Origin of the sequence: Paracoccus thiocyanatus, from assembly GCF_900156255.1 — a bacterium.
In the GTDB taxonomy this organism is placed as follows: domain Bacteria; phylum Pseudomonadota; class Alphaproteobacteria; order Rhodobacterales; family Rhodobacteraceae; genus Paracoccus; species Paracoccus thiocyanatus.
Window position 1 is genome coordinate 1 of sequence record NZ_FTMK01000035.1, and the last position, 23492, is coordinate 23492.

Annotated in this window: 21 protein-coding genes and 1 tRNA gene; 1 reads left to right on the forward strand and 21 read right to left on the reverse strand. The window is 64.6% G+C overall.

Annotated features, from left to right (window positions below; all coding sequences use genetic code 11):
* The 11 genes from F3H32_RS16290 to rplJ all read right to left on the reverse strand — a co-directional run.
* On the reverse strand, positions 1–95 hold a 95-nt coding region (locus tag F3H32_RS16290), incomplete at its 3' end, for a GTP-binding protein (protein WP_023878051.1).
* 86 nt (positions 96–181) lie between these two features.
* Positions 182–2305 carry an elongation factor G gene (gene fusA / locus F3H32_RS16295; RefSeq protein WP_149766743.1) on the reverse strand — a complete coding sequence of 708 codons (2124 nt, stop codon included), beginning with the start codon at positions 2303–2305 and terminating at the stop codon, positions 182–184.
* An 18-nt stretch (positions 2306–2323) separates the two neighbouring features.
* Positions 2324–2794 (reverse strand): 30S ribosomal protein S7, encoded by a 471-nt coding sequence (rpsG, locus tag F3H32_RS16300; RefSeq protein WP_115754110.1) that lies wholly within the window; start codon positions 2792–2794, stop codon positions 2324–2326.
* 12 nt (positions 2795–2806) lie between these two features.
* Positions 2807–3178, reverse strand: a complete 372-nt coding sequence (gene rpsL, locus F3H32_RS16305; RefSeq protein WP_010399029.1) for a 30S ribosomal protein S12 — start codon at positions 3176–3178, stop codon at positions 2807–2809.
* 311 nt (positions 3179–3489) lie between these two features.
* Entirely contained in the window at positions 3490–4338 is an 849-nt protein-coding gene (locus F3H32_RS16310; protein WP_149766744.1) for a putative rhamnosyl transferase, read from the reverse strand.
* Complete coding sequence (locus F3H32_RS16315) at positions 4338–5279, reverse strand: DMT family transporter (RefSeq protein ID WP_149766745.1); 942 nt, start codon at positions 5277–5279, stop codon at positions 4338–4340. Before F3H32_RS16315 ends, F3H32_RS16310 begins: the two co-directional genes overlap by 1 nt.
* A 59-nt stretch (positions 5280–5338) precedes the next feature.
* On the reverse strand, positions 5339–5809 hold the full coding sequence (locus F3H32_RS16320) for a YccF family protein (RefSeq protein ID WP_115754106.1): 471 nt from the start codon (positions 5807–5809) through the stop codon (positions 5339–5341).
* A 147-nt stretch (positions 5810–5956) separates the two neighbouring features.
* Complete coding sequence (gene rpoC / locus F3H32_RS16325) at positions 5957–10165, reverse strand: DNA-directed RNA polymerase subunit beta' (RefSeq protein ID WP_149766746.1); 4209 nt, start codon at positions 10163–10165, stop codon at positions 5957–5959.
* Positions 10166–10244: 79 nt separating this feature from the next.
* On the reverse strand, positions 10245–14393 hold the full coding sequence (rpoB, locus tag F3H32_RS16330) for a DNA-directed RNA polymerase subunit beta (protein WP_149766747.1): 4149 nt from the start codon (positions 14391–14393) through the stop codon (positions 10245–10247).
* Between the two features lie 240 nt (positions 14394–14633).
* Entirely contained in the window at positions 14634–15008 is a 375-nt protein-coding gene (gene rplL / locus F3H32_RS16335) for a 50S ribosomal protein L7/L12 (protein WP_115754103.1), read from the reverse strand.
* A gap of 67 nt (positions 15009–15075) precedes the next feature.
* Complete coding sequence (rplJ, locus tag F3H32_RS16340; RefSeq protein WP_115754102.1) at positions 15076–15591, reverse strand: 50S ribosomal protein L10; 516 nt, start codon at positions 15589–15591, stop codon at positions 15076–15078.
* A 215-nt stretch (positions 15592–15806) separates the two neighbouring features.
* On the opposite strand from rplJ, the gene F3H32_RS16345 reads away from it, so the two are divergent.
* Positions 15807–16403 (forward strand): hypothetical protein, encoded by a 597-nt coding sequence (locus F3H32_RS16345; RefSeq protein WP_149766748.1) that lies wholly within the window; start codon positions 15807–15809, stop codon positions 16401–16403.
* A 100-nt stretch (positions 16404–16503) separates the two neighbouring features.
* On the opposite strand, the gene rplA is transcribed toward F3H32_RS16345, so the two are convergent.
* From rplA to F3H32_RS16395, 10 genes are all read right to left on the reverse strand, one after another.
* Positions 16504–17205: a 50S ribosomal protein L1 gene (gene rplA, locus F3H32_RS16350; protein ID WP_115754100.1), complete on the reverse strand. Its 702-nt coding sequence runs from the start codon at positions 17203–17205 to the stop codon at positions 16504–16506.
* A gap of 3 nt (positions 17206–17208) precedes the next feature.
* Positions 17209–17661 (reverse strand): 50S ribosomal protein L11, encoded by a 453-nt coding sequence (gene rplK, locus F3H32_RS16355; protein WP_115754099.1) that lies wholly within the window; start codon positions 17659–17661, stop codon positions 17209–17211.
* A gap of 88 nt (positions 17662–17749) precedes the next feature.
* Positions 17750–18289 (reverse strand): transcription termination/antitermination protein NusG, encoded by a 540-nt coding sequence (nusG, locus tag F3H32_RS16360; RefSeq protein WP_115754098.1) that lies wholly within the window; start codon positions 18287–18289, stop codon positions 17750–17752.
* Between the two features lie 196 nt (positions 18290–18485).
* Positions 18486–18680 carry a preprotein translocase subunit SecE gene (secE, locus tag F3H32_RS16365; protein ID WP_181900474.1) on the reverse strand — a complete coding sequence of 65 codons (195 nt, stop codon included), beginning with the start codon at positions 18678–18680 and terminating at the stop codon, positions 18486–18488.
* A gap of 78 nt (positions 18681–18758) precedes the next feature.
* Positions 18759–19634, reverse strand: coding sequence for a hypothetical protein (locus F3H32_RS16370; RefSeq protein WP_149766749.1), 876 nt, complete (start codon positions 19632–19634; stop codon positions 18759–18761).
* Between the two features lie 45 nt (positions 19635–19679).
* Positions 19680–19755 (reverse strand) — tRNA-Trp (locus tag F3H32_RS16375).
* Positions 19756–19805: 50 nt separating this feature from the next.
* On the reverse strand, positions 19806–21647 hold the full coding sequence (locus F3H32_RS18215) for an ABC transporter ATP-binding protein (RefSeq protein WP_149766750.1): 1842 nt from the start codon (positions 21645–21647) through the stop codon (positions 19806–19808).
* Positions 21648–21703: 56 nt separating this feature from the next.
* Positions 21704–22360: a CatB-related O-acetyltransferase gene (locus tag F3H32_RS16385; protein WP_149766751.1), complete on the reverse strand. Its 657-nt coding sequence runs from the start codon at positions 22358–22360 to the stop codon at positions 21704–21706.
* 224 nt (positions 22361–22584) lie between these two features.
* Positions 22585–22998, reverse strand: a complete 414-nt coding sequence (locus F3H32_RS16390) for a GFA family protein (protein ID WP_149766752.1) — start codon at positions 22996–22998, stop codon at positions 22585–22587.
* Positions 22999–23400: 402 nt separating this feature from the next.
* On the reverse strand, positions 23401–23492 hold a 92-nt coding region (locus tag F3H32_RS16395), incomplete at its 5' end, for an EF-Tu C-terminal domain-related protein (RefSeq protein ID WP_149766753.1).

Below are 23492 nucleotides of genomic sequence, written 5' to 3' on the forward strand. Positions count from 1 at the left end.
ATCGCAGCCGTCAGCGTCGTCTTGCCGTGGTCAACGTGGCCAATCGTACCGATGTTGACGTGCGGTTTCGTCCGTTCAAACTTTGCCTTTGCCATGGGCATGGCTCCTTATGTTGACGGTGCGTGCAGCCACGCACCCTACGGGGTTGGTAGGGTGCGTGGTTGCCCACGCACCGCCGGGATTACGCGTATTTCTTTTGGATCTCGTCCGAGATGTTCTGCGGCACGGCCTCGTAATGGTCGAACTGCATGGTGAACACCGCGCGGCCCGAGGACATCGAACGCAGGTTGTTGATATAGCCGAACATGTTGGCCAGGGGCACGAAAGCGTCGATGACGTTCGCGTTGCCGCGGGTATCCTGGCCGCGGACCATGCCGCGACGGCTGGTCAGGTCGCCGATGATCGAGCCGGTATATTCTTCCGGCGTGACCACTTCGACGCGCATGATCGGTTCCAGCAGCTTGGCGCCGGCCTTCTTGAGCCCTTCGCGCATGGCGGCGCGGGAGGCGATCTCGAAGGCCAGGACCGAGGAGTCGACGTCGTGGAAGGCACCGTCGATCAGCGCCACCTTGAAGTCGATCACCGGGAAGCCGGCCAGCGGACCCGAATCCATCACCGACTTGATGCCCTTTTCCACGCCCGGAATGTATTCCTTGGGCACGGCACCGCCGACGATCTTGGATTCGAAGGAATAGCCCTCGCCCGGCTCGGTCGGAGTGATGATCAGCTTGATACGCGCGAACTGGCCGGTGCCGCCGGTCTGTTTCTTGTGCGTATAGTCGATCTCGGCCTCGTTCGAGATGGTCTCGCGATACGCCACCTGCGGGGCGCCGATATTCGCCTCGACCTTGAACTCGCGCTTCATGCGGTCGACCAGGATGTCGAGGTGAAGTTCGCCCATGCCCTTCATGATGGTCTGGCCCGATTCGATATCGGTCTCGACCCGGAAGGACGGATCTTCGGCGGCCAGGCGCTGCAGGGCAAGGCCCATCTTTTCCTGGTCGGCCTTGGACTTGGGCTCGACGGCGATTTCGATCACCGGCTCGGGGAAGGTCATCGTCTCCAGCACCACCGGCTTGGCTGGATCGCAGAGCGTGTCGCCCGTGGTGGTTTCCTTCAGGCCCGCCAGCGCGATGATGTCGCCGGCAAAGGCTTCGTCGATTTCTTCACGGTTGACGGCATGCATGACCATCATCCGGCCGACGCGTTCGCGCTTGCCCTTGGTCGAGTTCAGCATCTGGTCGCCCTTCTTCAGCGCGCCCGAATAGATGCGCGTGAAGGTCAGCGAGCCGACGAAGGGGTCGTTCATGATCTTAAACGCCAGCGCCGAGAAAGGCTCCGCGTCGGTGGCGTGACGCTCGATGTTGCGGGTCTCGGTCTCGTCGCCGGGGGCGAAACCGACATAGGCCGGAACGTCGGTCGGGGCCGGCAGGAAGTCGACCACGGCGTTCAGCAGCGGCTGCACACCCTTGTTCTTGAAGGCAGAACCAGCCATCACCGGGAAGAAGGACAGCGACAGCGTGCCCTTGCGGATCAGCTTGCGCAGGGTCGCCTCGTCAGGCTCGCTGCCTTCCAGATAGGCTTCCATCGCTTCGTCGTCCTGTTCGACGGCGAGTTCGATCATCTTGCCGCGCCATTCTTCGGCCACGTCCTTGAGATCGTCGCGGATCGGCTGGCGAACCCAGGACGCACCCAGATCCTCGCCCTTCCAGACCCATTCTTCCATCTTGATCAGATCGACGATGCCTTCCAGCCGGTCCTCGGCGCCGATCGGCAGCGCGATCGGGCAAGGCGTACCGCCGGTGCGGTCCTTGATCATGGCGACGCATTTGAAGAAATCGGCGCCGATCTTGTCCATCTTGTTGACGAAGACGATCCGCGGAACCTTGTAGCGGTCGGCCTGGCGCCACACCGTTTCGGTCTGCGGCTCGACGCCGGCATTGCCGTCCAGCAGGCAGATCGCGCCGTCCAGAACCGCCAGCGAACGCTCGACCTCGATGGTGAAGTCGACGTGGCCGGGGGTGTCGATGATGTTGAAGCGGCAACGTTCGCCGGGATCGACGCTGTAGTCCGCATCCTCGTGGCGCTGCCAGAAGGTGGTGGTCGCCGCCGAGGAAATGGTGATGCCGCGCTCGGCTTCCTGTTCCATGAAGTCCATGGTCGAGGCGCCGTCATGCGTCTCGCCCATCTTGTGGCTCTTGCCGGTATAGAACAGGATCCGCTCGGTCGTCGTGGTCTTGCCCGCGTCGATATGGGCCATGATCCCGAAGTTCCGATAACGCTCCAGCGGATATTCGCGTGCCATAAAGGGCCTTCCTTCCGGTTACCAGCGGTAGTGGCTGAACGCCTTGTTGGCGTCGGCCATCTTGTGCGTGTCTTCACGCTTCTTGACGGCGGTGCCGCGGCCGTTCACCGCATCGGCCAGTTCGCCGGCAAGACGTTCTTCCATGGTGTGCTCGTTGCGCTTTTTCGACGCGTCGATCAGCCAGCGGATCGCCAGGGCTTCGCGGCGGGTGGGCCGAACCTCGACGGGGACCTGATAGGTCGCGCCGCCGACCCGGCGGGACCGCACCTCGACCGAAGGCTTCACGTTGTCGAGCGCCTCGTGGAAGACCTCGATCGGTTCGCGCTTCAGCCGGCCCTGGACCCGGTCCAGTGCGTTGTAGACGATGCGTTCGGCAACCGATTTCTTGCCGTCGATCATCAGGTTGTTCATGAATTTGGTCAGCACGCGATCGCCATACTTGGCGTCGGGCAGGATTTCGCGCTTTTCAGCGGCGTGACGACGGGACATGGGCCTATCTCCTTACTTCGGACGCTTGGCGCCGTATTTCGAACGGCGCTGACGACGGTCCTTGACACCCTGGGTGTCCAGAACGCCGCGCAGGATGTGATAGCGGACGCCGGGAAGGTCTTTCACCCGGCCGCCGCGGATCAGCACCACCGAGTGCTCTTGCAGGTTGTGCTTTTCGCCCGGAATATAGGAGATCACCTCGAACCCGTTGGTCAGACGCACCTTGGCGACTTTCCGCATGGCCGAGTTCGGCTTTTTCGGCGTCGTGGTATAGACGCGCGTGCATACGCCCCGCTTTTGCGGGCAGGATTGAAGGTGCTGCGACTTGGAGCGCTGCACCTTGGGCTGCCGCGGCTTGCGGATCAGCTGTTGGATCGTCGGCATTCGGTTCCCCGTCTTGCTTTCGTCAATACTCGCAGCAGGCCTGCTGCGCCACTTCTCGACGGCGAATCACGCACATCGTGAAACGCCAGAACCCATCCTGTCCCCGAGAAGGGGGAGGACGGGTCGAATTACCAGAGGATCAGGCCGTTCCGGCCCGGATCATGACCACAGAGGTTCTGGGCCCCGACCAGATCACTGGCGGGTGTGCGGCGTATATGGGGAAAGCCGGGGGGAGTCAACAACCCCACCGCCGCAAGCGCCGGCGAAAACCCCGCCCCTGCCCCCACGGCACGACCCTGCGCGCCGGCCCGTCAGACGCCCCAGCGCGGCCGGTCGGCGCCGGGCAGGCCAAAGGCGCGCGCGCTGCGCTCAAGCGTATCCAGGTCGATGCGGAATCGCCGCGCCAGAAGCCGGCCCCAGCCGGCCGGGTCCGCTTCCCAGGGATAGCCCGCGCCGATCGCGCCCGAGTCGTTGTCGTGGTTCAGAAAGCGCACGAACATCGGCTTGGCGGGCAGCGTGACGCCGGGCATGGAAAGCCCGATCTTCCAATGCGGGAAATGCATGACGCTGCGCTGCGCATCTGGCGGCAGGTAGACGGTCAGCGCCGCGACGGCATTATAGATCACCCGCGGCTCGACCGAGATCCCCTGTTCGGTGGCCTTCAGCACCAGCCCGCGGGAATAGTCGCAAGACAGCCGCCGCCGCCTTTCCCACAGCGGGCGCATCGCCGTGAAGTCGCGCCTGGCATCGTGGACATAGTCGATGGCGACCGCATCGTCGTCATCCTGGCGGAAATGCCCGACCACGTCGGCCCCCGCCTCGATATGGGGCGCGATGGCGGCCATGCAGGCGTCGAGATGCCTTTCCATCGGCGGGATCAGCGCCAGCCGGGCCTGGGGCATGATGTCGGCCAGTTCGCGCAATTGCGACAGCCAGGGTTCGGGCAGGTCCGGGCCGGTCATCAGCACCAGGGTGAAATCCGGGTCGGTCTGCGCCAGCAATCCCGGCAAGGTGACATTCTCGAACCAGTGCCAGCGCCGGGCCAGCCGCTCGGGGTCATAGAGGAATGCCCGCCGCTGCTCCAGCGTCTCGTGCATGACTTGGAAACCGCGGTCGCCGAGATAGGAAAACCGGCACAGGCCCAGCATCTGCACGCGCATCAGCGCGCCCGCCCCAATTGGCGCTCGCGCAGGATGGTATAGATCCCCGCCCCCACCACCAGCGCCGCGCCGGCCCAGGTCCAGGCGTCGGGCCATTCCCCGAACATCGCCAGCCCCAGCAGCACCGCCCAGATCAGCGAGGTATAGCGAAAGGGCGCGACGACGGAAATCTCGCCCACCCGCATGCTGGAAACCGCCGTCACATATCCCAGGGTCAGGAACAAGGCCGCCAGGGTCAGAAGCCCCATCTCGGCCGGGCTGGGCAGGCGCCAGGTTTCGGTAAGGCCCAGCACCGCCCCTGCCATCATCACCGCGAAGCCGGCATAAAAGGCGATGCCGGACGAGCCGACCTGGGCCGAGAATGTCCGCGTCACCAGGTCGCGCAGCACGATCAGCAGCATCGCCGCCAGGACCAGCGCCGACCATTGGTCGAAAGCCCCGGTGCCGGGCCGCAGGATCAGCAGCACGCCGGCGAAGCCTGCACCGATGGCCAGAAGCCGGCGCCAGCCCAGGCGCTCGCCAAAGAACAGCGCCGCCGCCAGCGTCATCGCCAAGGGCAGCGACTGCATGATCGCCGACACATCGGCCAGCGGCATCCGCCGCAGCGCCAGCAGATACAGCACGGTCGAGACCACGTCGGCGCCGGTGCGCAGCAGCAGCCGCCCGGCATCGGCCCGCGCCAGCCGCAATTGCAGCCCGCCGCGTGCCCGCGCGATCAGCACCATCACCAGCAGCACCAGCCCGCCGCGGATGGTGATGGATTCGTAAAGCGGCAGGCTTTGCGTCGCCGCCTTCATCAGCGCGTCATTGCAGGTAAAGCCGGCCACGCTCAGCATCATCAGCCCCGAGCCGCGCAGGTTGTCGGCTGCGCTGGCGGAAAAGACCTGCGGCTCGGCCGGCGGTCGCCCCTTTCGGGTGAATGAAAGAAACGGTGTCCGCATGGCGATTCCCGGCTGTCTGCCAATGCTTAGGAAAGGCGCATCGGAAAAGCCAGCGCCGTTTAGGCCCGCCGATAACGCGCCAGCAGATCGGCGGCCTTTTCGTCGCGGACCATGCGCGCCACCTCGACCGCCACCACGCGCCGGCCCACCGGCCAGAACGACAGGCCGGCCAGCTTGAAGCTTTGCAGCCCGAAGGGAATGCCGATGATCGTCAGGCAGTTCAGCACGCCCGCCACCAGATAGGACAGGAAAAGGACGATCCCGAAACTAACGGCCCAAAGCAGGTTGAAGACGAAGCCGATCGTCCCCGTGGCGGCTGTCCCCGCCGAAAGCTGCTTGCGGTCCAGGTCGCGGACATGCACGACCTCCTTGCCGAAGGGCCAGGCCGAAAGCCGGGCCATTTCGATGGCGGCACGGGTCAAGGGCAGCCCGATGATGGTCAGCGCAAAGACAGCCGCACCCAGCAGCCAGACCAGCGCGATGAACCACCCGCCCAGAACGAACCAGATCACATTTCCAGCAAAGCGCATTTTTGAACCTTTTGACGAATAACAACTTTTGCGCTGCAATCCCAGATTGCCGAGGCCGAGGCAAGCGCTATTCAGACGGCCCCGTCCGCCCATGCGAAAAAAGCCCGGCATCGCTGCCGGGCTTTTCCCATTCCTTTTCGCGGACGATCACTCGCCGCTGCTGGCCTCGGCCGGGCTGTCCTCGGGGGCGATCAGCGCGGCGGCAGCTTCGGCCTCGGCGCGGCGCGCCTCGATCACCTCCTGGTCGCGCTCGGTCGCGATGCGCTTCACGCGCGCCGTGGCCCCGCCGGTGCCGGCCGGGATCAGCCGGCCGACGATGACGTTTTCCTTGAGCCCCAGCAGCTTGTCGCGCTTGCCCTGGACGGCGGCCTCGGTCAGCACGCGGGTCGTTTCCTGGAACGAGGCGGCCGAGATGAAGCTGCGGGTCTGCAAGCTGGCCTTGGTGATGCCCAGCAGCACCGGCTCGCCGGTGGCCGGACGGCCGCCCTTGGCTTCGATCTTGGCGTTCTCTTCCTCGAACTCGTCGCGGTCGACATGCTCGCCCTTCAGCAGCGTGGTGTCGCCGCTGTCCAGGATCTCGATCTTTTGCAGCATCTGGCGGACGATCACCTCGATGTGCTTGTCGTTGATCTTCACGCCTTGCAGCCGGTAGACGTCCTGCACCTCGTCGATCAGGTAATCGGCCAGGGCCTCGATCCCCATGATGCGCAGGATGTCATGCGGCGCCGGGTTGCCGTCCATGATGTAGTCACCCTTTTGCACGAAGTCGCCTTCCTGCACCGGGATGTGCTTGCCTTTCGGCACCATGTACTCGACCTGCTCCAGCGTGTCGTCGGCGGGCTCGATAGCGATGCGGCGCTTGTTCTTGTAGTCCTTGCCAAAGCGCACATAGCCGTCGATTTCGGCGATGATGGCGTGATCCTTGGGACGACGGGCCTCGAACAGTTCCGCCACGCGGGGCAGACCCCCGGTGATGTCCTTGGTCCTGGCGCCTTCGCGCGGGATACGCGCCACCACGTCGCCGGCCCGGATTTCCTGTCCTTCCTCGACCGACAGGATGGCGTCGACCGACATCGGATAGGTGATCGGGTTGCCCTGTTCGTTGCGCACCGGCTCGCCATCGGCATCGACGATGATGATCTCGGGCTTCAGCTCGTTGCCTTTCGGGGCCGAGCGCCAGTCCGTCACGATCTTCTGCGTCATGCCGGTGGCGTCGTCGGTCTCGTCCCGGATCGAAATGCCGCCGAGAAGATCGACATATTTCGCCACGCCCGCCTTTTCGGCGATGATCGGCAGGGTATAGGGATCCCATTCGAACATCTTCTGGCCGCGCGCCACCGCATCGCCTTGGCGAACGAACAGTTTCGAGCCGTAGAACAGCTTGTGGCTGGCCAGGGCATCGCCGGTCGCACCCTTGATGTGCAACTGCATGTTGCGGCTCATGACGATCAGTTCGCCATTGGCGTTTTCCAGGGTGCTTTCGTTCTCGAACGCCACCGTGCCTTCTTGCGCCGCGGCGATGAAGGACTGCTGGCCGCCCTGGGCGATGCCGCCGATGTGGAAGGTCCGCATCGTTAGCTGCGTTCCCGGCTCGCCGATCGACTGGGCGGCGATGATGCCCACCGCCTCGCCGATATTGACCAGCGTGCCGCGCGCCAGGTCGCGGCCATAGCACAGCGCGCAAACCCCGTCATCGGACTCGCAGGTCAGGGCCGAGCGGATGCGCACGTTCAGCACGCCCGCCGCCTCGATCTCGTCGGCCTTGCGCTCGTCGATCAGTTCGTTGCGGCGCACGATCACCACGTCTTCGCCCGGAACCAGAACGTCCTCGGCCGCGACACGGCCCAGCACGCGCTCGGCAAGCGGGCTGACCACCTCGCCGTCATTGACCGCGGCCGAGGCGGTGATCGCCCGGTCGGTGCCGCAATCATGCTCGCGGATGATGCAGTCCTGCGCCACGTCCACAAGGCGGCGGGTCAGATAGCCCGAGTTCGCCGTCTTGAGCGCGGTATCCGACAGGCCCTTGCGCGCGCCGTGGGTCGAGTTGAAGTATTCAAGAACGGTCAGACCTTCCTTGAAGTTCGAGATGATCGGCGTCTCGATGATCTCGCCGTTCGGCTTGGCCATCAACCCGCGCATCCCGCCAAGCTGCTTCATCTGGCTGACCGAGCCCCGCGCGCCCGAATGCGCCATCATGTAGACCGAGTTCGGCTCCAGTTCGGCGCCGCTCTCGTCCTTCTGCGTGGCCGAGATGGTCTTCATCATGGCGTCGGTGACGCGGTCGTTGCATTTCGACCAGGCATCGACGACCTTGTTGTATTTCTCGCCCTGGGTGATCAGCCCGTCCAGGTATTGCTGCTCGAACTGCTTGACCTGGTCCTGCGTTTCCTCGACCAGATCCCATTTCGTCGGCGGCACGACCATGTCGTCCTTGCCGAAGGAAATGCCGGCACGGAACGCCTCGCGGAAGCCCAGGCCCATGATCTGGTCGCAGAAGATCACCGACTCTTTCTGGCCGCAATAGCGATAGACGGTGTCGATGACGTTCTGGATGTCCTTCTTGCGCAGCAGGCGGTTCACCAGCTCGAAGGGCGCTTTCGCGTTCTTCGGCAGCAGGGCGCCCAGGCGCAACCGGCCAGGGGTGGTGTCGAAGCGCTTGATGACCTCGTTGCCGTTCTCGTCGATCTGCGGCAGGCGGGCGGCAATGCGGGCATGCAGATGCACCGCGCCCGAGGCCAGGGCGTGTTCGACCTCGTCCAGGCTGGTGAAGGCCATGCCCTCGCCCTTCATGCCTTCGCGTTCCATGGTGGTGTAGTAAAGACCCAGCACCATGTCCTGCGACGGCACGATGATCGGCGCGCCGTTGGCGGGCGACAGCACGTTGTTCGTGGACATCATCAGCACCCGCGCCTCAAGCTGGGCTTCCAGCGAGAGGGGGACGTGAACGGCCATCTGGTCGCCGTCGAAGTCGGCGTTGAAGGCCGAGCAGACCAGCGGGTGAAGCTGGATCGCCTTGCCTTCGATCAGGATGGGTTCAAACGCCTGGATGCCCAGGCGGTGCAGCGTCGGCGCGCGGTTCAGCAGCACCGGATGTTCGCGGATCACCTCGTCCAGGATGTCCCAGACCTCGGGGCGTTCCTTTTCGACCAGCTTCTTGGCCTGCTTGACGGTGCTGGACAGCCCCTTTGCCTCAAGCCGCGAATAGATGAAGGGCTTGAACAGTTCCAGCGCCATCTTTTTCGGCAGGCCGCATTGGTGCAGCTTCAGCTCCGGCCCGGTCACGATGACCGAGCGGCCCGAAAAGTCCACGCGCTTGCCCAGCAGGTTCTGCCGGAACCGGCCCTGCTTGCCTTTCAGCATGTCGGACAGCGATTTCAGCGGGCGCTTGTTGTTGCCGGTGATGACGCGGCCGCGGCGGCCGTTGTCGAACAGCGCATCGACCGATTCCTGCAACATCCGCTTTTCGTTGCGCACGATGATGTCGGGCGCGCGCAGCTCGATCAGCCGCTTCAGGCGGTTGTTGCGGTTGATGACCCGGCGATACAGGTCGTTCAGGTCGGACGTGGCAAAGCGGCCGCCATCCAGCGGCACCAGCGGGCGCAGTTCCGGCGGGATGACCGGAATGACGGTCAGCACCATCCATTCGGGACGGTTGCCCGATTCCAGGAAGGATTCGACGATCTTCAGCCGCTTGATGATCTTTTTCGGCTTCAGCTCGCCCGTGGCCTCTTTCAGATCCTCGCGCAACTGGTCGGCAGTGGCCGCCAGGTCGATATTGGCCAGCATTTCGCGGATCGCCTCGGCGCCGATATTGGCGGTAAAGGCGTCGGCGCCATACTGGTCCTGCGCGTCGAGGAACTCTTCCTCGGTCAATAGCTGGCCATAGGTCAGGTCGGTCAGGCCCGGCTCGATGACCACGTAGTTTTCGAAATACAGGATGCGCTCAAGATCGCGCAGCGTCATGTCCAGCATCAGGCCGATGCGCGACGGCAGCGACTTCAGGAACCAGATATGCGCGACCGGGGCGGCCAGTTCGATATGGCCCATGCGCTCGCGCCGGACCTTTTGCAGCGTGACTTCCACGCCGCATTTCTCGCAGACCAGGCCGCGATATTTCATGCGCTTGTATTTGCCGCACAGGCATTCATAGTCCTTGATCGGACCAAAGATGCGCGCGCAGAACAGCCCGTCACGCTCGGGCTTGAACGTGCGGTAGTTGATCGTTTCGGGCTTCTTCACCTCGCCGAAGGACCAGGCGAGGATTTCCTCGGGCGAGGCCAGCGAGATGCGGATTTCGTCGAACTGCCGCGGCGCGGCCAGCGGGTTCAGCGGATTGGTGGCAAGTTCCTGGTTCATTTTCAAATCCTAATGAGGGGCGCGGGGGCGTGGCGACGGGCCTGCGGGATGCGCCATGCACATCCCGCAAGGCGATCCGTCACTCATCGTCCTCCGCATCCAGGAGTTCCATGTTGAGGCCCAGACCCCGGACCTCCTTGACCAGGACGTTGAACGATTCCGGCACGCCGGCTTCGAAATTGTCCTCGCCCTTGACGATGCTTTCATAGACCTTGGTGCGGCCCGCCACGTCGTCCGACTTGACCGTTAGCATCTCTTGCAGGGTGTAGGCGGCGCCGTAAGCCTCAAGGGCCCAGACCTCCATCTCACCCAGACGCTGGCCACCGAACTGCGCCTTGCCGCCCAGCGGCTGCTGGGTAACGAGCGAGTAAGGCCCGGTCGAACGCGCATGCATCTTGTCGTCGACAAGGTGGTGCAGCTTCAGGACGTATTTCATCCCCACCGTGACCGGACGCGCGAACTGCTCGCCGGTGCGGCCGTCGAAGACCACGGACTGGCCCGAGGTGTCGAAGCCGGCGCGACGTAGCGCGTCGTTGATGTCGACCTCTTTCGCACCGTCGAAGACGGGTGTGGCGATCGGCACGCCGCCGCGCACGGCATCGGCATGTTCGACCAGCCGCTCGTCATCCATGTCGCCGAAGGTTTCGGCATAGAACGCGTCGCCATAGCCGTTCTTCATCGCCTCGCGCACCGGCGTCATGTCGCCATTGCGGCGATAATCCTGCAACGCATCGTCGATCTTGATGCCCAAGCCGCGCGCGGCCCAGCCCATATGGGTTTCCAGGATCTGCCCGACGTTCATGCGCGAAGGCACGCCCAGCGGGTTGAACACCAGGTCCACGGGGGTGCCGTCGGCCAGGAAGGGCATGTCCTCCATGGGAACCACCTTGGACACCACGCCCTTGTTGCCGTGGCGGCCGGCCATCTTGTCGCCGGCTTGCAGCTTGCGCTTTACCGCGACAAAGACCTTGACCATCTTCATGACGCCCGGCGGCAGGTCGTCGCCCTGACGGACCTTTTCGACCTTGTCGTCGAAGCGGTTGTCCAGCGCGCGCTTGAGACTGTCGAATTGCTGGTTCAGCGCCTCGACCTCTTTCGCGGTATCCTCGTCGGCGACGGCAAGCTGCCACCATTGGCCGCGGCTGAGCTGCCCCAGCAGGTCGTCATCGACCACGGCGCCGGCACGGATGCCTTTCGGCCCCTTGACGACTTCCTTGCCCATGACCAGCGATTTCAGGCGCGCATAGATGTTGCGCTCCAGGATCGCCAATTCGTCGTCGCGGTCGCGGGCCAGGCGCTCGACTTCCTCGCGCTCGATTTGCAGCGCGCGCTCGTCCTTGTCCACGCCGTGGCGGTTGAAGACGCGGACCTCGACGATGGTGCCATAGGCGCCCGGCGGCAGGCGCAGCGAGGTGTCGCGCACATCGCTGGCCTTTTCGCCGAAGATGGCGCGCAGCAGCTTTTCTTCCGGCGTCATCGGCGATTCACCCTTGGGGGTGATCTTGCCGACCAGGATGTCGCCCGGCCCCACTTCGGCGCCGATATAGACGATGCCGGCCTCGTCCAGGTTGCGCAGGGCCTCTTCGCCGACGTTCGGGATGTCGCGGGTGATCTCTTCCGGGCCCAGCTTGGTGTCGCGCGCCGCCACTTCGTATTCGTCGATATGGATCGAGGTGAACACGTCGTCGCGGTGGATCCGCTCGGAAATCAGGATCGAGTCCTCGTAGTTGTAGCCGTTCCAGGGCATGAAGGCCACGACCACGTTGCGGCCGATCGCCAGTTCGCCCTGGTCGGTCGAGGGACCGTCGGCCACGACCTGGCCCTTGACCACCTTTTCGCCGACCTTGACCAGCGGGCGCTGGTTGATGGTCGAGGACTGGTTGGACCGCTTGAACTTGCGCAGCCGGTAGATGTCGACGCCGGCATCGCCAGCGCCCAGATCCTCGGTGGCGCGGATGACGATACGCTGCGCATCGACCTGGTCGATGACGCCGCCCCGGCGCGCCATGATCGCGGCGCCGGAATCGCGCGCCACCGTGCCTTCCATGCCGGTGCCCACAAAGGGCGCCTCGGCGCGCAGCAGCGGAACTGCCTGGCGCTGCATGTTCGAACCCATCAGCGCCCGGTTGGCGTCGTCGTTTTCAAGGAACGGGATCAGCGCCGCCGCGACGGAAACAAGCTGCTTGGGCGACACGTCGATCAAGTCCACGGCGTCGACCGGGTTCAGCATGAAGTCGCCGCCCTGCCGGGTCGAGACCAGTTCCTGCACAAAGCCGCCCTGCTCGTCCAGCTCGGCATTGGCCTGCGCGATGGTGTGGCGCATCTCCTCCATGGCGGACATATAGGTCACGTCGTCCGTCACCTTGCCCTCGACCACCTTGCGATAGGGGGTTTCGATGAAGCCGTATTTGTTCACGCGGGCAAAGGTGGCCAGGCTGTTGATCAGGCCGATGTTCTGGCCTTCGGGCGTTTCGATCGGGCACATCCTGCCGTAATGGGTCGGGTGGACGTCGCGCACCTCGAACCCGGCGCGTTCGCGGGTCAGACCGCCCGGCCCAAGCGCCGACAGGCGGCGCTTATGCGTCACCTCGGACAGCGGGTTGGTCTGGTCCATGAACTGCGACAACTGGCTGGAGCCGAAGAACTCGCGCACCGCGGCCGCGGCCGGCTTGGCGTTGATCAGGTCCTGCGGCATCACCGTGTCGATCTCGACGCCGGACATGCGCTCGCGGATCGCGCGCTCCATGCGCAAAAGGCCGATGCGATACTGATTTTCCATCAGTTCGCCGACCGAACGCACCCGGCGGTTGCCCAGGTGGTCGATGTCGTCGATCTCGCCCTTGCCGTCGCGCAGTTCCACCAGGCCGCGGATACAGGCGACGATGTCTTCGTGACGCAGGGTGCGCTGGGTGTCCGGCGCGTCCAGGTCAAGGCGCATGTTCATCTTGACCCGGCCGACGGCGGAAAGGTCATAGCGCTCGCTGTCAAAGAACAGGCTGCCGAACAGGGCCGAGGCCGCCTCGACGGTCGGCGGCTCGCCCGGACGCATGACGCGATAGATGTCCATCAGCGCGCCGTCGCGGCTCATGTTCTTGTCCGCCGCCATGGTGTTGCGGATATAGGGACCGACGTTCACATGGTCGATGTCGAGAACCGGGATATCCTCGATGCCATTGTCCAGAAGCACCTTGAGCAGGCCGCCCGACATTTCGCCGTCGCGGTCGTATTCGACGGTGATCTCGTCGCCGGCCTCGGCATAGATCAGGCCGGTCTGCTCGTTGATGATGTCCTTGGCGACGAAGCGGCCGACGATCTTTTCGAACGGCATCAGCAGGTTGATCTCGCCCTGCTCGGCAAGCTGCTTGACCAGGCGCGGCGTCACCTTGTCGCCGGCCTTGGTGATGATCTCGCCGGTTTCGGCATTCACCAGGTCAAAGCTGGGACGGGTGCCGCGCACGCGCTCGGGGAAGAATTTCGTGACCCAGCCGGCCGCCTGCCCCTTGCCGGCGCGCTGCAAGCTGTAATCCACGGTATTGTAAAAGGCATCCATGATGCCTTCCTGGTCCATGCCAAGCGCGTAAAGCAGCGTCGTCACCGGCAGCTTGCGGCGGCGGTCGATGCGCGCGAAGACCAGGTCCTTGGCGTCGAATTCGAAATCCAGCCACGAGCCGCGATAGGGAATGATGCGGCAGGCGAACAGAAGCTTGCCCGAGGAATGGGTCTTGCCGCGGTCATGGTCGAAGAACACGCCGGGCGAGCGGTGCATCTGCGACACCACGACGCGCTCGGTCCCGTTCACGATGAACGTCCCGTTCTGCGTCATGAGCGGCATGTCGCCCATATAGACGTCCTGTTCCTTGATGTCCTTGACCGACTTGGCGCCCGTCGCCTCGTCGACGTCGAACACGATCAGGCGCAGCGTCACCTTCAGCGGCGCGGCATAGGTCATGTCGCGGCTCTGGCATTCGTCCACGTCGTATTTCGGCTTTTCCAGTTCGTATTTCACGAATTCCAGCGTCGCCGTCTCGTTGAAGTCCTTGATCGGGAACACCGACTGAAAGACGCCCTGGATGCCTTCGCCGTCCTGGTGCCCCTGGGCGTCGCCCGAGCGCAGGAACAGGTCATAGGAGGATTTCTGAACCTCGATCAGGTTCGGCATCTCCAGAACTTCGCGGATATTGCCATAGTAACGCCGGATGCGTTTCTGGCCGACATAAGCTTGCGCCATAGAGGGTCTTACCTTTCGTCTTTCGCTTGCAGCGGCCGTCGGGGCCCGACCGGCGCAAGGCGGCGAATGAGGGGCGGGGTTCCATTCGTGCCGCGCGTCCCACCGCGAGGCTCCCGAACCCCGAACATGCCCTGAAGGAAGGTCTGGCGGACAAACCGCCCTTCAAGACAGGTTCGGCAGGGTCCGGGAAAACCCCGGACCCTGCCCATTTTCTTGCAGTCAATCGGCCGAAACGGCCAATTACTTCAGCTCGACCTTGGCACCAGCCGCTTCAAGCTTCTTCTTCATTTCCTCGGCGTCGGCTTTCGAGGCACCCTCTTTCACCTTGCCGCCGGCTTCGACCAGATCCTTGGCTTCTTTCAGGCCCAGGCCGGTGATGCCGCGCACTTCCTTGATCACATTGATCTTGTTGGCGCCGGCTTCGACCAGGACGACGTCGAATTCGGTCTTTTCTTCGGCGGCTTCAGCCGGGCCGGCGGCCGGGCCGGCCATCATGACGGCGCCACCGGCGGCCGGCTCGATGCCGTATTCGTCTTTCAGGATGTTCTTCAGTTCCTGGGCTTCCAGCAGGGTCAGGCCCACGATTTCTTCGGCGAGTTTCTTCAGATCAGCCATTTTTCCGTTCTTTCCATTAAGTGTTCCAACGTCGGGGTTTCAACCCCACGACGGAATGGGGATTGCCTCAGGCGGCCTCGCGCTCTTCCAGAGTCGAAAGGATGCCCGCGATGTTGGAAGCAGGTGCGCCAATCGCGCCCGCGATGTTGGAAGCAGGGGCACCGATGCAGGCCACGATCGAGGCGATAAGCTCCTCGCGCGACGGCATCTGGGCCACGGCCTTCACACCGGCCGGGTCAAGCGCCGTGTCGCCCATCGCACCGCCCAGGATCACGAACTTGTCGTTCCCCTTGGCGTATTTGTCCGCGACCTTGGCAGCAGCCACGGGGTCGTCGGAAAAGGCGAGCACGGTCATGCCCGTCAGATAGTCGGCGATGCTGGCGCAAGGCTTTCCATCCAGGGCGATCTTGGCGAGCCTGTTCTTGGCAACGCGGACGGACCCGCCGGCTTCGCGCATCTGCGCGCGCAGGTCCTGCATTTCGGCAACCGTCATTCCTTCGTAGCGGGCAACCACCACGACGCCAGAGGCATCAAAGATCTGGCCGAGTTCGTCGACCACCTGTTCTTTTTGCGCTCTATCCACGGTTTCACTCCAAGTTGGGGGTTTCCCCCCGGCTCTAGTTTTGCCCTCGGGCCTGGGGCCCGGTGGCGCGTTCAGTCCGCTTGAAAGGTCCAGATGTTTCCAACCAATGGATCGCGCTTGCGCCGTTGATCTGAAGTCTCGTCTGATTCCCCATCTCAGGAAGGACTTAGCGGCTTGCGGCCCGCCCTCCGTCTCGGACAGAAGATCACGGGCGCATGACGAATCATGCGCTCGCGAACAGGGCGTTCCTAAAGCAATCGACGGGCCTTGCCAAGCCCTACACCCCCTACGCGATGGAAACACTGCGGGAACGATGTCCGGCCTTCCACTGGCGAGCGACCCTGAAGTCGTTCATATTAATCGGGCTTGAAAAGGCGATGCAGAAGGAGCCGTCGATGCAGTATACCATTCTGGTCGAACTCGAACATACCGGACATGGCGTACTTATCCCCATCCAGCGCGCACGCCAGTTGACGCCATTCATTCTGGAACTGATTGAACGTGATCACATCACGCCATTGTCACTGCCCACCGAAAGCTGTCACATCTGGACCTATCAGCGCGGGAAGGCGATCTTGAGGACTGATCCTCTGGAAGCCCGGCGTCTTTTTACAAAGAGCATCGAACTGTATCCAAATCGGCCAGCCTTCGAAGCGCTTTTTATCGCTTTTCTACGCCACGACCTTATCCCCGAGGCCGTGAGCACCCTGAAGGACTACAGAACCGCGACAGGAACAGATCTCAAGCTGAACAAGGGCGTGCTGGCCCTGATGGAAACCAAAGGAATTTCTGTGGCGGAACTTGCGCCGTGAAAGACGGCGCGAATTATCGCCTCCGACAAACTTGAGGACTGAATACAAATAGGCCGCCAAGCTTTCGCTTGGCGGCCACATTCGTAATGTTCAAACGATCTTACTGCGCCGAGGTGGCCGAGCCGAGGTCCAGCGACACGCCCGGACCCATGGTCGAGCTGATCGAGACCTTCTTGACATAGGTGCCCTTGGCGCCCGAAGGCTTGGCCCGGTTCACCGCATCCACGAAGGCGCGGATGTTCTCGGCCAGTTTCTCGGCATCGAACGAGGCCTTGCCGACGCCGGCATGGACCACGCCGGCCTTTTCGGCCTTGAACTGGACCTCGCCGCCCTTGGCGGCTTCCACGGCGGATTTGACATCCATCGTCACCGTGCCGACCTTGGGGTTCGGCATCAGGTTGCGCGGGCCCAGGATCTTGCCCAGGCGGCCGACCAGCGGCATCATGTCCGGGGTGGCGATGCAGCGGTCGAACTCGATCTTGCCCGACTGGATCGTCTCCATCAGGTCTTCCGCGCCGACGATCTCGGCGCCGGCGGCTTTCGCCTCGTCAGCCTTGGGACCGCGGGCGAAGACGGCGACGCGAACGTCCTTGCCGGTGCCGTTGGGCAGCGTCACCACGCCGCGGACCATCTGGTCGGCATGGCGGGGATCGACGCCCAGGTTCATCGCGATCTCGACGGTCTCGTCGAACTTCGCGGTGGCATTGTCCTTGACCAGCTTGATCGCTTCCTCGATGGCGAGGTTCGATTTGCCGGCAAAGGCGGCGCGCGCCGCGGCTTGCTTTTTCGACAGTTTAGCCATGGCTTAGCCTTTCACCTCGATGCCGATCGAACGCGCCGAGCCCAGGATGATCTGCATCGCGGATTCGACGTCGTTGGCGGACAGGTCCTTCATCTTGGCTTCGGCGATCTCGCGCACCTGCTTGACGGTCACGGTGCCGGCGGTCGCACGGCCGGGCTTGTCCGAGCCCCTGGCGCGGTTGCGCTTGCCCTGCGGCTTCAGGCCGGCGGCCTTTTTCAGCAGGAACGCCGCCGGGGGCGTCTTGGTGTCGAACGTGAAGGACTTGTCGGCGTAATAGGTGATCACGACCGGAACCGGGGCGCCCTGTTCCATCTCCTGCGTGCGGGCGTTGAACGCCTTGCAGAATTCCATGATATTGATACCGCGTTGACCCAAAGCCGGGCCGACGGGCGGGGACGGGGTCGCCTGACCCGCCTTGATTTGCAGCTTGAGGCTGCCGACAACTTTCTTGGCCATCTGGCCCTCTCCTTATCATCACGCCCGCCTGTGCGGGCCGACTTAGCGGTACGGCATTGCCCCAAGGGGCGCGGCCTCCCGCGCACTCTCACGCGGTCTTGGCGACCTGCGTGAATTCCAGTTCGACCGGGGTCGGCCGGCCAAAGATCGACACCGTGACCTTGATGCGGCTCGTCGTCTCGTCCACTTCCTCGACCATGCCCGAGAAGCCTTCGAACGGGCCGTCGGTCACATTCACCTTTTCGCCGACGTCGAACCTGATCAGGTTGCGCGGCGCCACTTCCGCCCCGCCCTCGCCCGTGCGGTTGAGGATCGCATTCACTTCGTCGTCGCGCATCGGCATCGGCTTGCCCTGGGCGCCCAGGAAGCCGGTGACGCGGTTGATCGAGTTCACCAGGTGATAGGTGCGGTCCGTCAGCTCCATGCGCACCAGCACATAGCCGGGCATGAAGCGACGCTCGGACGTGACCTTCTTGCCGCGCCGGATCTCGATCACTTCCTCGGTCGGGACCAGCACTTCGTCGATCTGATCCTCAAGCCCCTTTTCGACCACGGCCAGACGAATCGCCTCGGCGACCTTCTTTTCAAAGTTCGACAGGACGCTGACCGAATACCAACGCTTTGCCATGTCTCGATCGACCCCTGTTTCCTTCCGGGCAGGCCCAGGCCAACCCATTGAATTCCCTAATTGCCCCGGCGGCGTCCCATGCCATCGCCACAAGCGCCCGGCCAAATTGAAATCGGCGCGCACGACCGGATCGATGCACGCCGCGTCATGGGCAGGTCGGGCGGACATAGCGCCCCCTGCCCCGCAATGCAAGCCCTCAGCTGCCGACCAGGTTGATCACCGTCGACAGGCCGGTCTTGATCAGCAGATCGACCAGGAAGAAAAAGACCGCGGCCAGCGACGCCAGGATGAAGACCATGATCGTGGTCGTCACCACCTCGCGACGGGTGGGCCAGGTGATCTTGCCAAGTTCGCCGCGAACCTGGCTGATGAACTGCACGGGGTTGGCCATGGATTTCCCTTTGGTCTTGCAGCCGGTCAGATAGCCTGCGCCAGCCGGCATTTCAAGCACTGATCTGGCCGCAGCCGGTCAGGGGGCCAGAAACTCGACCCGCGGCATGGCGCGCAGGGCCTCGATGTCGCGGGCATAGTTGCGGGCCGAACGGGCATAGGTCGCCTCGTCCAGCGGGCGCAGCGGCGCATGCCCCTCGGCGGGGTGGAATCGCTGCCGGGCACGGCGGACCAGCAGCCGGATATCGGCCTCGGGGGCGGCCGCGGCGCGGCGCAGCAGCCAGTCATAGCCGGGCTGGGTCAGCCCGACATTGGCGGGCGGCGAATCGGGCACCTCGGCCGCCAGGCCGGGCGGCAGCAGCCGTTCCAGAAGCCGCGGGCGCAGCGCCGGATAATCCTCATAGCGCCACAGGACGATCCGGGACAGGTTGTCGACGGCGGCCAGCCGTCCGACCAGCCCGGCCCAGTCCGACCGCGCCGGATCGCGGCCGCACAGATAGTCCTCTAGGTCGATCTCCTTGCCCTCGGCGACCTGAAGCCCAAAGGCCGAAACCACAAAGGTCGCCGGATCGCGCAGCGCCAGATACAGGACCGCCGGTCCCGCATCCGCCAGCGCGATGACATGGCGCAGACGGGTGGCGGCGCGCGGATAGAACTCTCCCCTTCGGGAATACAGCCGGGTGCGATGCGTCAGCCCCAGGATGTTTTCTTCCGAAATCAGCATGTCCGGGCAATCGCCGCGCATGTCGCGGAACGCCTGCCGCGCCGCGGCCTCGTCCCGCCCGCCCAGGCCCTGCGCCAGGATCATCGACAACGCCAGCGGCTGGCCGCGCAGCATGTCGGGTCCCAGATAGGCCAGCCCGGCCGCGCGCAGCCGATCCCGCACCTGGCGCAGAGAATATTGCAGATGCGTCGAGGCGGTCTTGTGCGCCCCCGGATGGATGCTCAGGACCATGTGATTTCGGCAGCCATCAGGCACATGTCTTGACAGGAAAGCGGCTGGCAGGGGTTGGGGGACTCGAACCCACGACCCTCGGTTTTGGAGACCGATGCTCTACCAACTGAGCTAAACCCCTAAGCCGCGCGTCTGATTACGGCAGGCGCGGGCGCGGTTCAAGAGGGAAGATCACTCGGCCTCAAGAAACCCGCCCGACTGCCGCGCCCACAGCCCCGCATAGATGCCGCCCTGCGCCAGCAGCGCGTCATGGGTGCCCTGTTCGGCGATGCGGCCCTGTTCCATCACCACCAGCCGATCCATGCGCGCGATGGTCGAAAGCCGATGCGCGATGGCGATCACCGTCTTGCCCTGCATCAGCAGGTCAAGCTGCGACTGGATCGCCGCCTCGACCTCGCTGTCAAGCGCGCTGGTCGCCTCGTCCAGCACCAGGATCGGCGCGTCCTTCAGCAGCACGCGGGCGATGGCGATGCGCTGGCGCTGCCCGCCCGACAGCTTGACGCCCCGCTCGCCGACATGGGCGTCAAGCCCTTGAAGGCCCTGCGAATCGGTCAGGGTGGCGATGAAATCCGCCTCGGCCAGTTCGGCGGCGCGCAGGATCTGGGCCTCGGACGCGTCGGGGCGACCATAGGCGATATTGTCGCGGATCGAGCGGTGCAGCAGCGAGGTGTCCTGCGTCACCACGCCGATGGCCGCGCGCAGGGATTCCTGCGTGACCTGCGCGATGTCCTGGCCGTCGATCAGGATGCGGCCCGATTCCAGGTCGTGAAAGCGCAGCATCAGGTTCACCAGCGTCGATTTCCCCGCGCCCGAGCGCCCGACCAGCCCGATCCGCTCGCCCGGCGCAATGGCCAGGCTCAGCTCGTCCAGCACCGCGCCGCGGCCGGGCCGCGCCGCCTCGCCATAGCGGAAGGTGACGCGGTCGAACTCGACCCGCCCCTCGGGCACCGCAAGCGGACGGGCGCCGCGCGCATCCGTCACCATGCGCGGCAAGGACAGCGAGCCGATGCCGTCGCGCACCGTGCCAATATTCTCGAAAAGCGTGGCGAACTCCCACATGATCCAATGCGACATGTTGCCCAGCCGCAGCGCCAGCGGGATCGCCACGGCCACCGCGCCCACCTCGATCTGGCCGCGGGTCCACAGCCACAGCCCCAGCGCCGTGATGGCAAAGGTCAGGCCCGAGTTCAGCGTGGACAGCGCGATGTTCTGGATCGAGGCCAGCCGCATCTGTCCATGCACGGTCTGCAAGAACCCGTCCATGCTTTCGCGCACGTAAGCCTCCTCGCGCGAGGAATGCGAGAACAGCTTGACCGTCGAGATATTGGTATAGCTGTCCACCACCCGGCCGGTCATCACCGCGCGGGCATCGGCCTGCGCCTGGCTGATGCGGCCGATGCGCGGGATCAGCCACCACAGCAGCGCGCCATAGGCCAGGCCCCAGCCAAGAAAGGGCAGCGCCAGCCAGCCGTCGGTCGAGGCCGCCAGCACCAGCGCCCCGACGAAATAGACCCCGACATAGGTCAGAACGTCCATGAACTTCATCGCGACTTCGCGCACGGCCAGCGCGGTCTGCATCAGCTTGGTGGCGATGCGGCCGGCGAATTCGTCCTGGAAATAGCTCATCGACTGGCGCAGCAGATAGCGATGCGCCTGCCAGCGGATGCGCTGGGGGAAATTCCCCATCAGCGTCTGGTGCATCAAAAGCGAGACCAGCATCTGGAGGACCGGCAGCCCGATCATCAGCAGCGCGCCCATCAGCATCAGCCGGCCGCCTTCCTGCGTCCAGAAATTCTGGCGGTCCGCCCCGGCCAGCCGGTTCACCAGCTCGCCCAGATAGCCGAACAGCACCACCTCGGCCACGGCGATCAGGGCGGTGCAGGCGGCCATCGACAGCATGTAGCCCTCGGCCCCGCGCGAGAAATGCAGGATGAACCGCCACAATCCCTGCGGCGGCATGCGCGGCGTATCGGCGGGATAGGGATCAAGCCGGCGTTCGAACCAACTGAACATGTCTGACCTCATTCGCAGCGATCCGGGCAAGGGCCCGGTGGTTTCGTCGCGCCGCCTCAGGCGGCCAGTTCTTCGAGCGCCGCGACATCGGCGCGGGCCAGCAGTGCGGTGGCGCGGGCGATCCGCTCCAGGGGCCAATGCCACCATTGCAACGCCATGAGCCGGGCGATGGTGGCATCGTCGAAGCGCATCCGCATGACACGGGCCGGATTGCCCGCGACCACGGCGTAATCCGGCACCGCGCCGCCGACCACGGCGCCGGCGCCGATGATGGCGCCGCTGCCGATGCGCGCGCCGGGCAGGATGGTGGCGCCGTCGCCGATCCAGACGTCATGGCCGATCACCGTATCCGGCAAGCCGCTGATCTGGTCGATATAGTCGCCCACCCGCGCATGGTCGAAGATCGCAAAGGGATAGGTCGAGATCCCGGCCATCGGATGATTGGCCGAGGCGGTGACGATCCGCACCCGGTCGGCGATCTGGCAGAACCGACCGATCACCAGCCGCTCGGGCGCGCCGGCATAGGTATAGGGCGCCAGCCGCGCCGCCCAGTCCCCGGCCTGCGGCGGGTCGAAGCTGCTGGCATAGGTGAAATCGCCGATCTCGATATTCGGATGGTCGATCACCCGGTTCAGATGCACCAGCCCCCGGTTCAGGGTGCCGTCGGGAAAGCGCATGGGATGGGGCAAGGCCGCATCAAGAAAGCCGGTCATGGAAATCCTCTTCAATCCGTCCGTGAAAGGTCAGATCTGCGAGTTGTCCATGACACCGTTCTCCTCTGCTGCGGCGGGCACCATAGCCGGATTTCGGCGCCGAGGCAACCGGCGGAGGCGGTCCGGCCTGGATGCGCGGGCGCCGGGGGCTCTGCCCCCGCCCCTGCGGGGCTCCCCGGAGTATTTGCAAAACGGTGAAAGCGCATGCGGCGCGCGGCCTGCGGTCACAGGTGTCGGGTTTCGGGCGCCGGGTTCCACCAGGCGTCATGCGCGCCGTCGGCGTAGAACACCGGGGCGGCGATCAGTTCGGCCTCTGGCACGCCGTCCAGCGCGCTGACGCAAACCTGGACGAAGCCGCCGCCCATTTCCTTGAGGTCGCCCTCGGTCCACAGCCGCGTGCCGCAGCGCGAACAGAACAGGTGGTGCATGTCCACCCCGTCCTGCTGGCGGCGCGGCGTCTCGGCCAGCATCTCGGCGCCATGGGTGATGCGGAATTGCTCGGGGTCGGGCAGGCGCATTTCCCAATAGCGCATCTTGCGGCAGAAGCTGCAATTGCAGCGCATGGTGCCCTGGGACAGGTCGCCTTCCGCCTGGAAGCGGACCGCGCCGCAAAAGCAGGAGCCGTGATAAGTGGTCATGCCGGTTCTCCGTGAGGGGCGGGCTAGGGATTGCCGCCGTCGGGGATGGAGGGATGCGCCATCATGACACGGCCGGGCATCCGGTTGGAAGCCGTGCCGAACGGGCCGCGATCCGCCCCCGGCAGGGGGTATCGGCGGCAGCAATCGCGATCCGTCCGCCGCGGGAACAGGGCTTTCCGGGGCGCGCCGTATGCCGCGCATGGGGAATGGCCGCTGGTGGAATGGGCGTCCGGCATGGGTGAAGGAACGGTCGCAGGGACCGCGACCCCTGCGGCCGCTGATAAAAAAGCCCGCCCTTTTGGGGCGGGTTTCTTGCGGTTCAGGCGCTCGGGACAGCCCGGCCTGGCTGGCCTGGCCTAGCGGTTCCGGCGGGGCTGCGGGAAAAGCCGCAGCCCGGAGCGATCACTTCAGGATCTTCGACACCACGCCGGCGCCGACCGTGCGGCCGCCTTCGCGGATGGCGAAGCGAAGCTTCTCTTCCATCGCGATCGGCG

Bases quoted from the DNA above. Each gene is read 5' to 3' on its own strand.
- fusA (WP_149766743.1), bottom strand. From the start codon at position 2,305: ATGGCACGCGAATATCCGCTGGAGCGTTATCGGAACTTCGGGATCATG.
- rpsG (WP_115754110.1), bottom strand. From the start codon at position 2,794: ATGTCCCGTCGTCACGCCGCTGAAAAGCGCGAAATCCTGCCCGACGCC.
- rpsL (WP_010399029.1), bottom strand. From the start codon at position 3,178: ATGCCGACGATCCAACAGCTGATCCGCAAGCCGCGGCAGCCCAAGGTG.
- F3H32_RS16310 (WP_149766744.1), bottom strand. From the start codon at position 4,338: ATGCGCGTGCAGATGCTGGGCCTGTGCCGGTTTTCCTATCTCGGCGAC.
- F3H32_RS16315 (WP_149766745.1), bottom strand. From the start codon at position 5,279: ATGCGGACACCGTTTCTTTCATTCACCCGAAAGGGGCGACCGCCGGCC.
- F3H32_RS16320 (WP_115754106.1), bottom strand. From the start codon at position 5,809: ATGCGCTTTGCTGGAAATGTGATCTGGTTCGTTCTGGGCGGGTGGTTC.
- rpoC (WP_149766746.1), bottom strand. From the start codon at position 10,165: ATGAACCAGGAACTTGCCACCAATCCGCTGAACCCGCTGGCCGCGCCG.
- rpoB (WP_149766747.1), bottom strand. From the start codon at position 14,393: ATGGCGCAAGCTTATGTCGGCCAGAAACGCATCCGGCGTTACTATGGC.
- rplL (WP_115754103.1), bottom strand. From the start codon at position 15,008: ATGGCTGATCTGAAGAAACTCGCCGAAGAAATCGTGGGCCTGACCCTG.
- F3H32_RS16345 (WP_149766748.1), top strand. From the start codon at position 15,807: ATGACGAATCATGCGCTCGCGAACAGGGCGTTCCTAAAGCAATCGACG.
- rplA (WP_115754100.1), bottom strand. From the start codon at position 17,205: ATGGCTAAACTGTCGAAAAAGCAAGCCGCGGCGCGCGCCGCCTTTGCC.
- rplK (WP_115754099.1), bottom strand. From the start codon at position 17,661: ATGGCCAAGAAAGTTGTCGGCAGCCTCAAGCTGCAAATCAAGGCGGGT.
- nusG (WP_115754098.1), bottom strand. From the start codon at position 18,289: ATGGCAAAGCGTTGGTATTCGGTCAGCGTCCTGTCGAACTTTGAAAAG.
- secE (WP_181900474.1), bottom strand. From the start codon at position 18,680: ATGGCCAACCCCGTGCAGTTCATCAGCCAGGTTCGCGGCGAACTTGGC.
- F3H32_RS16370 (WP_149766749.1), bottom strand. From the start codon at position 19,634: ATGGTCCTGAGCATCCATCCGGGGGCGCACAAGACCGCCTCGACGCAT.
- F3H32_RS18215 (WP_149766750.1), bottom strand. From the start codon at position 21,647: ATGTTCAGTTGGTTCGAACGCCGGCTTGATCCCTATCCCGCCGATACG.
- F3H32_RS16385 (WP_149766751.1), bottom strand. From the start codon at position 22,360: ATGACCGGCTTTCTTGATGCGGCCTTGCCCCATCCCATGCGCTTTCCC.
- F3H32_RS16390 (WP_149766752.1), bottom strand. From the start codon at position 22,998: ATGACCACTTATCACGGCTCCTGCTTTTGCGGCGCGGTCCGCTTCCAG.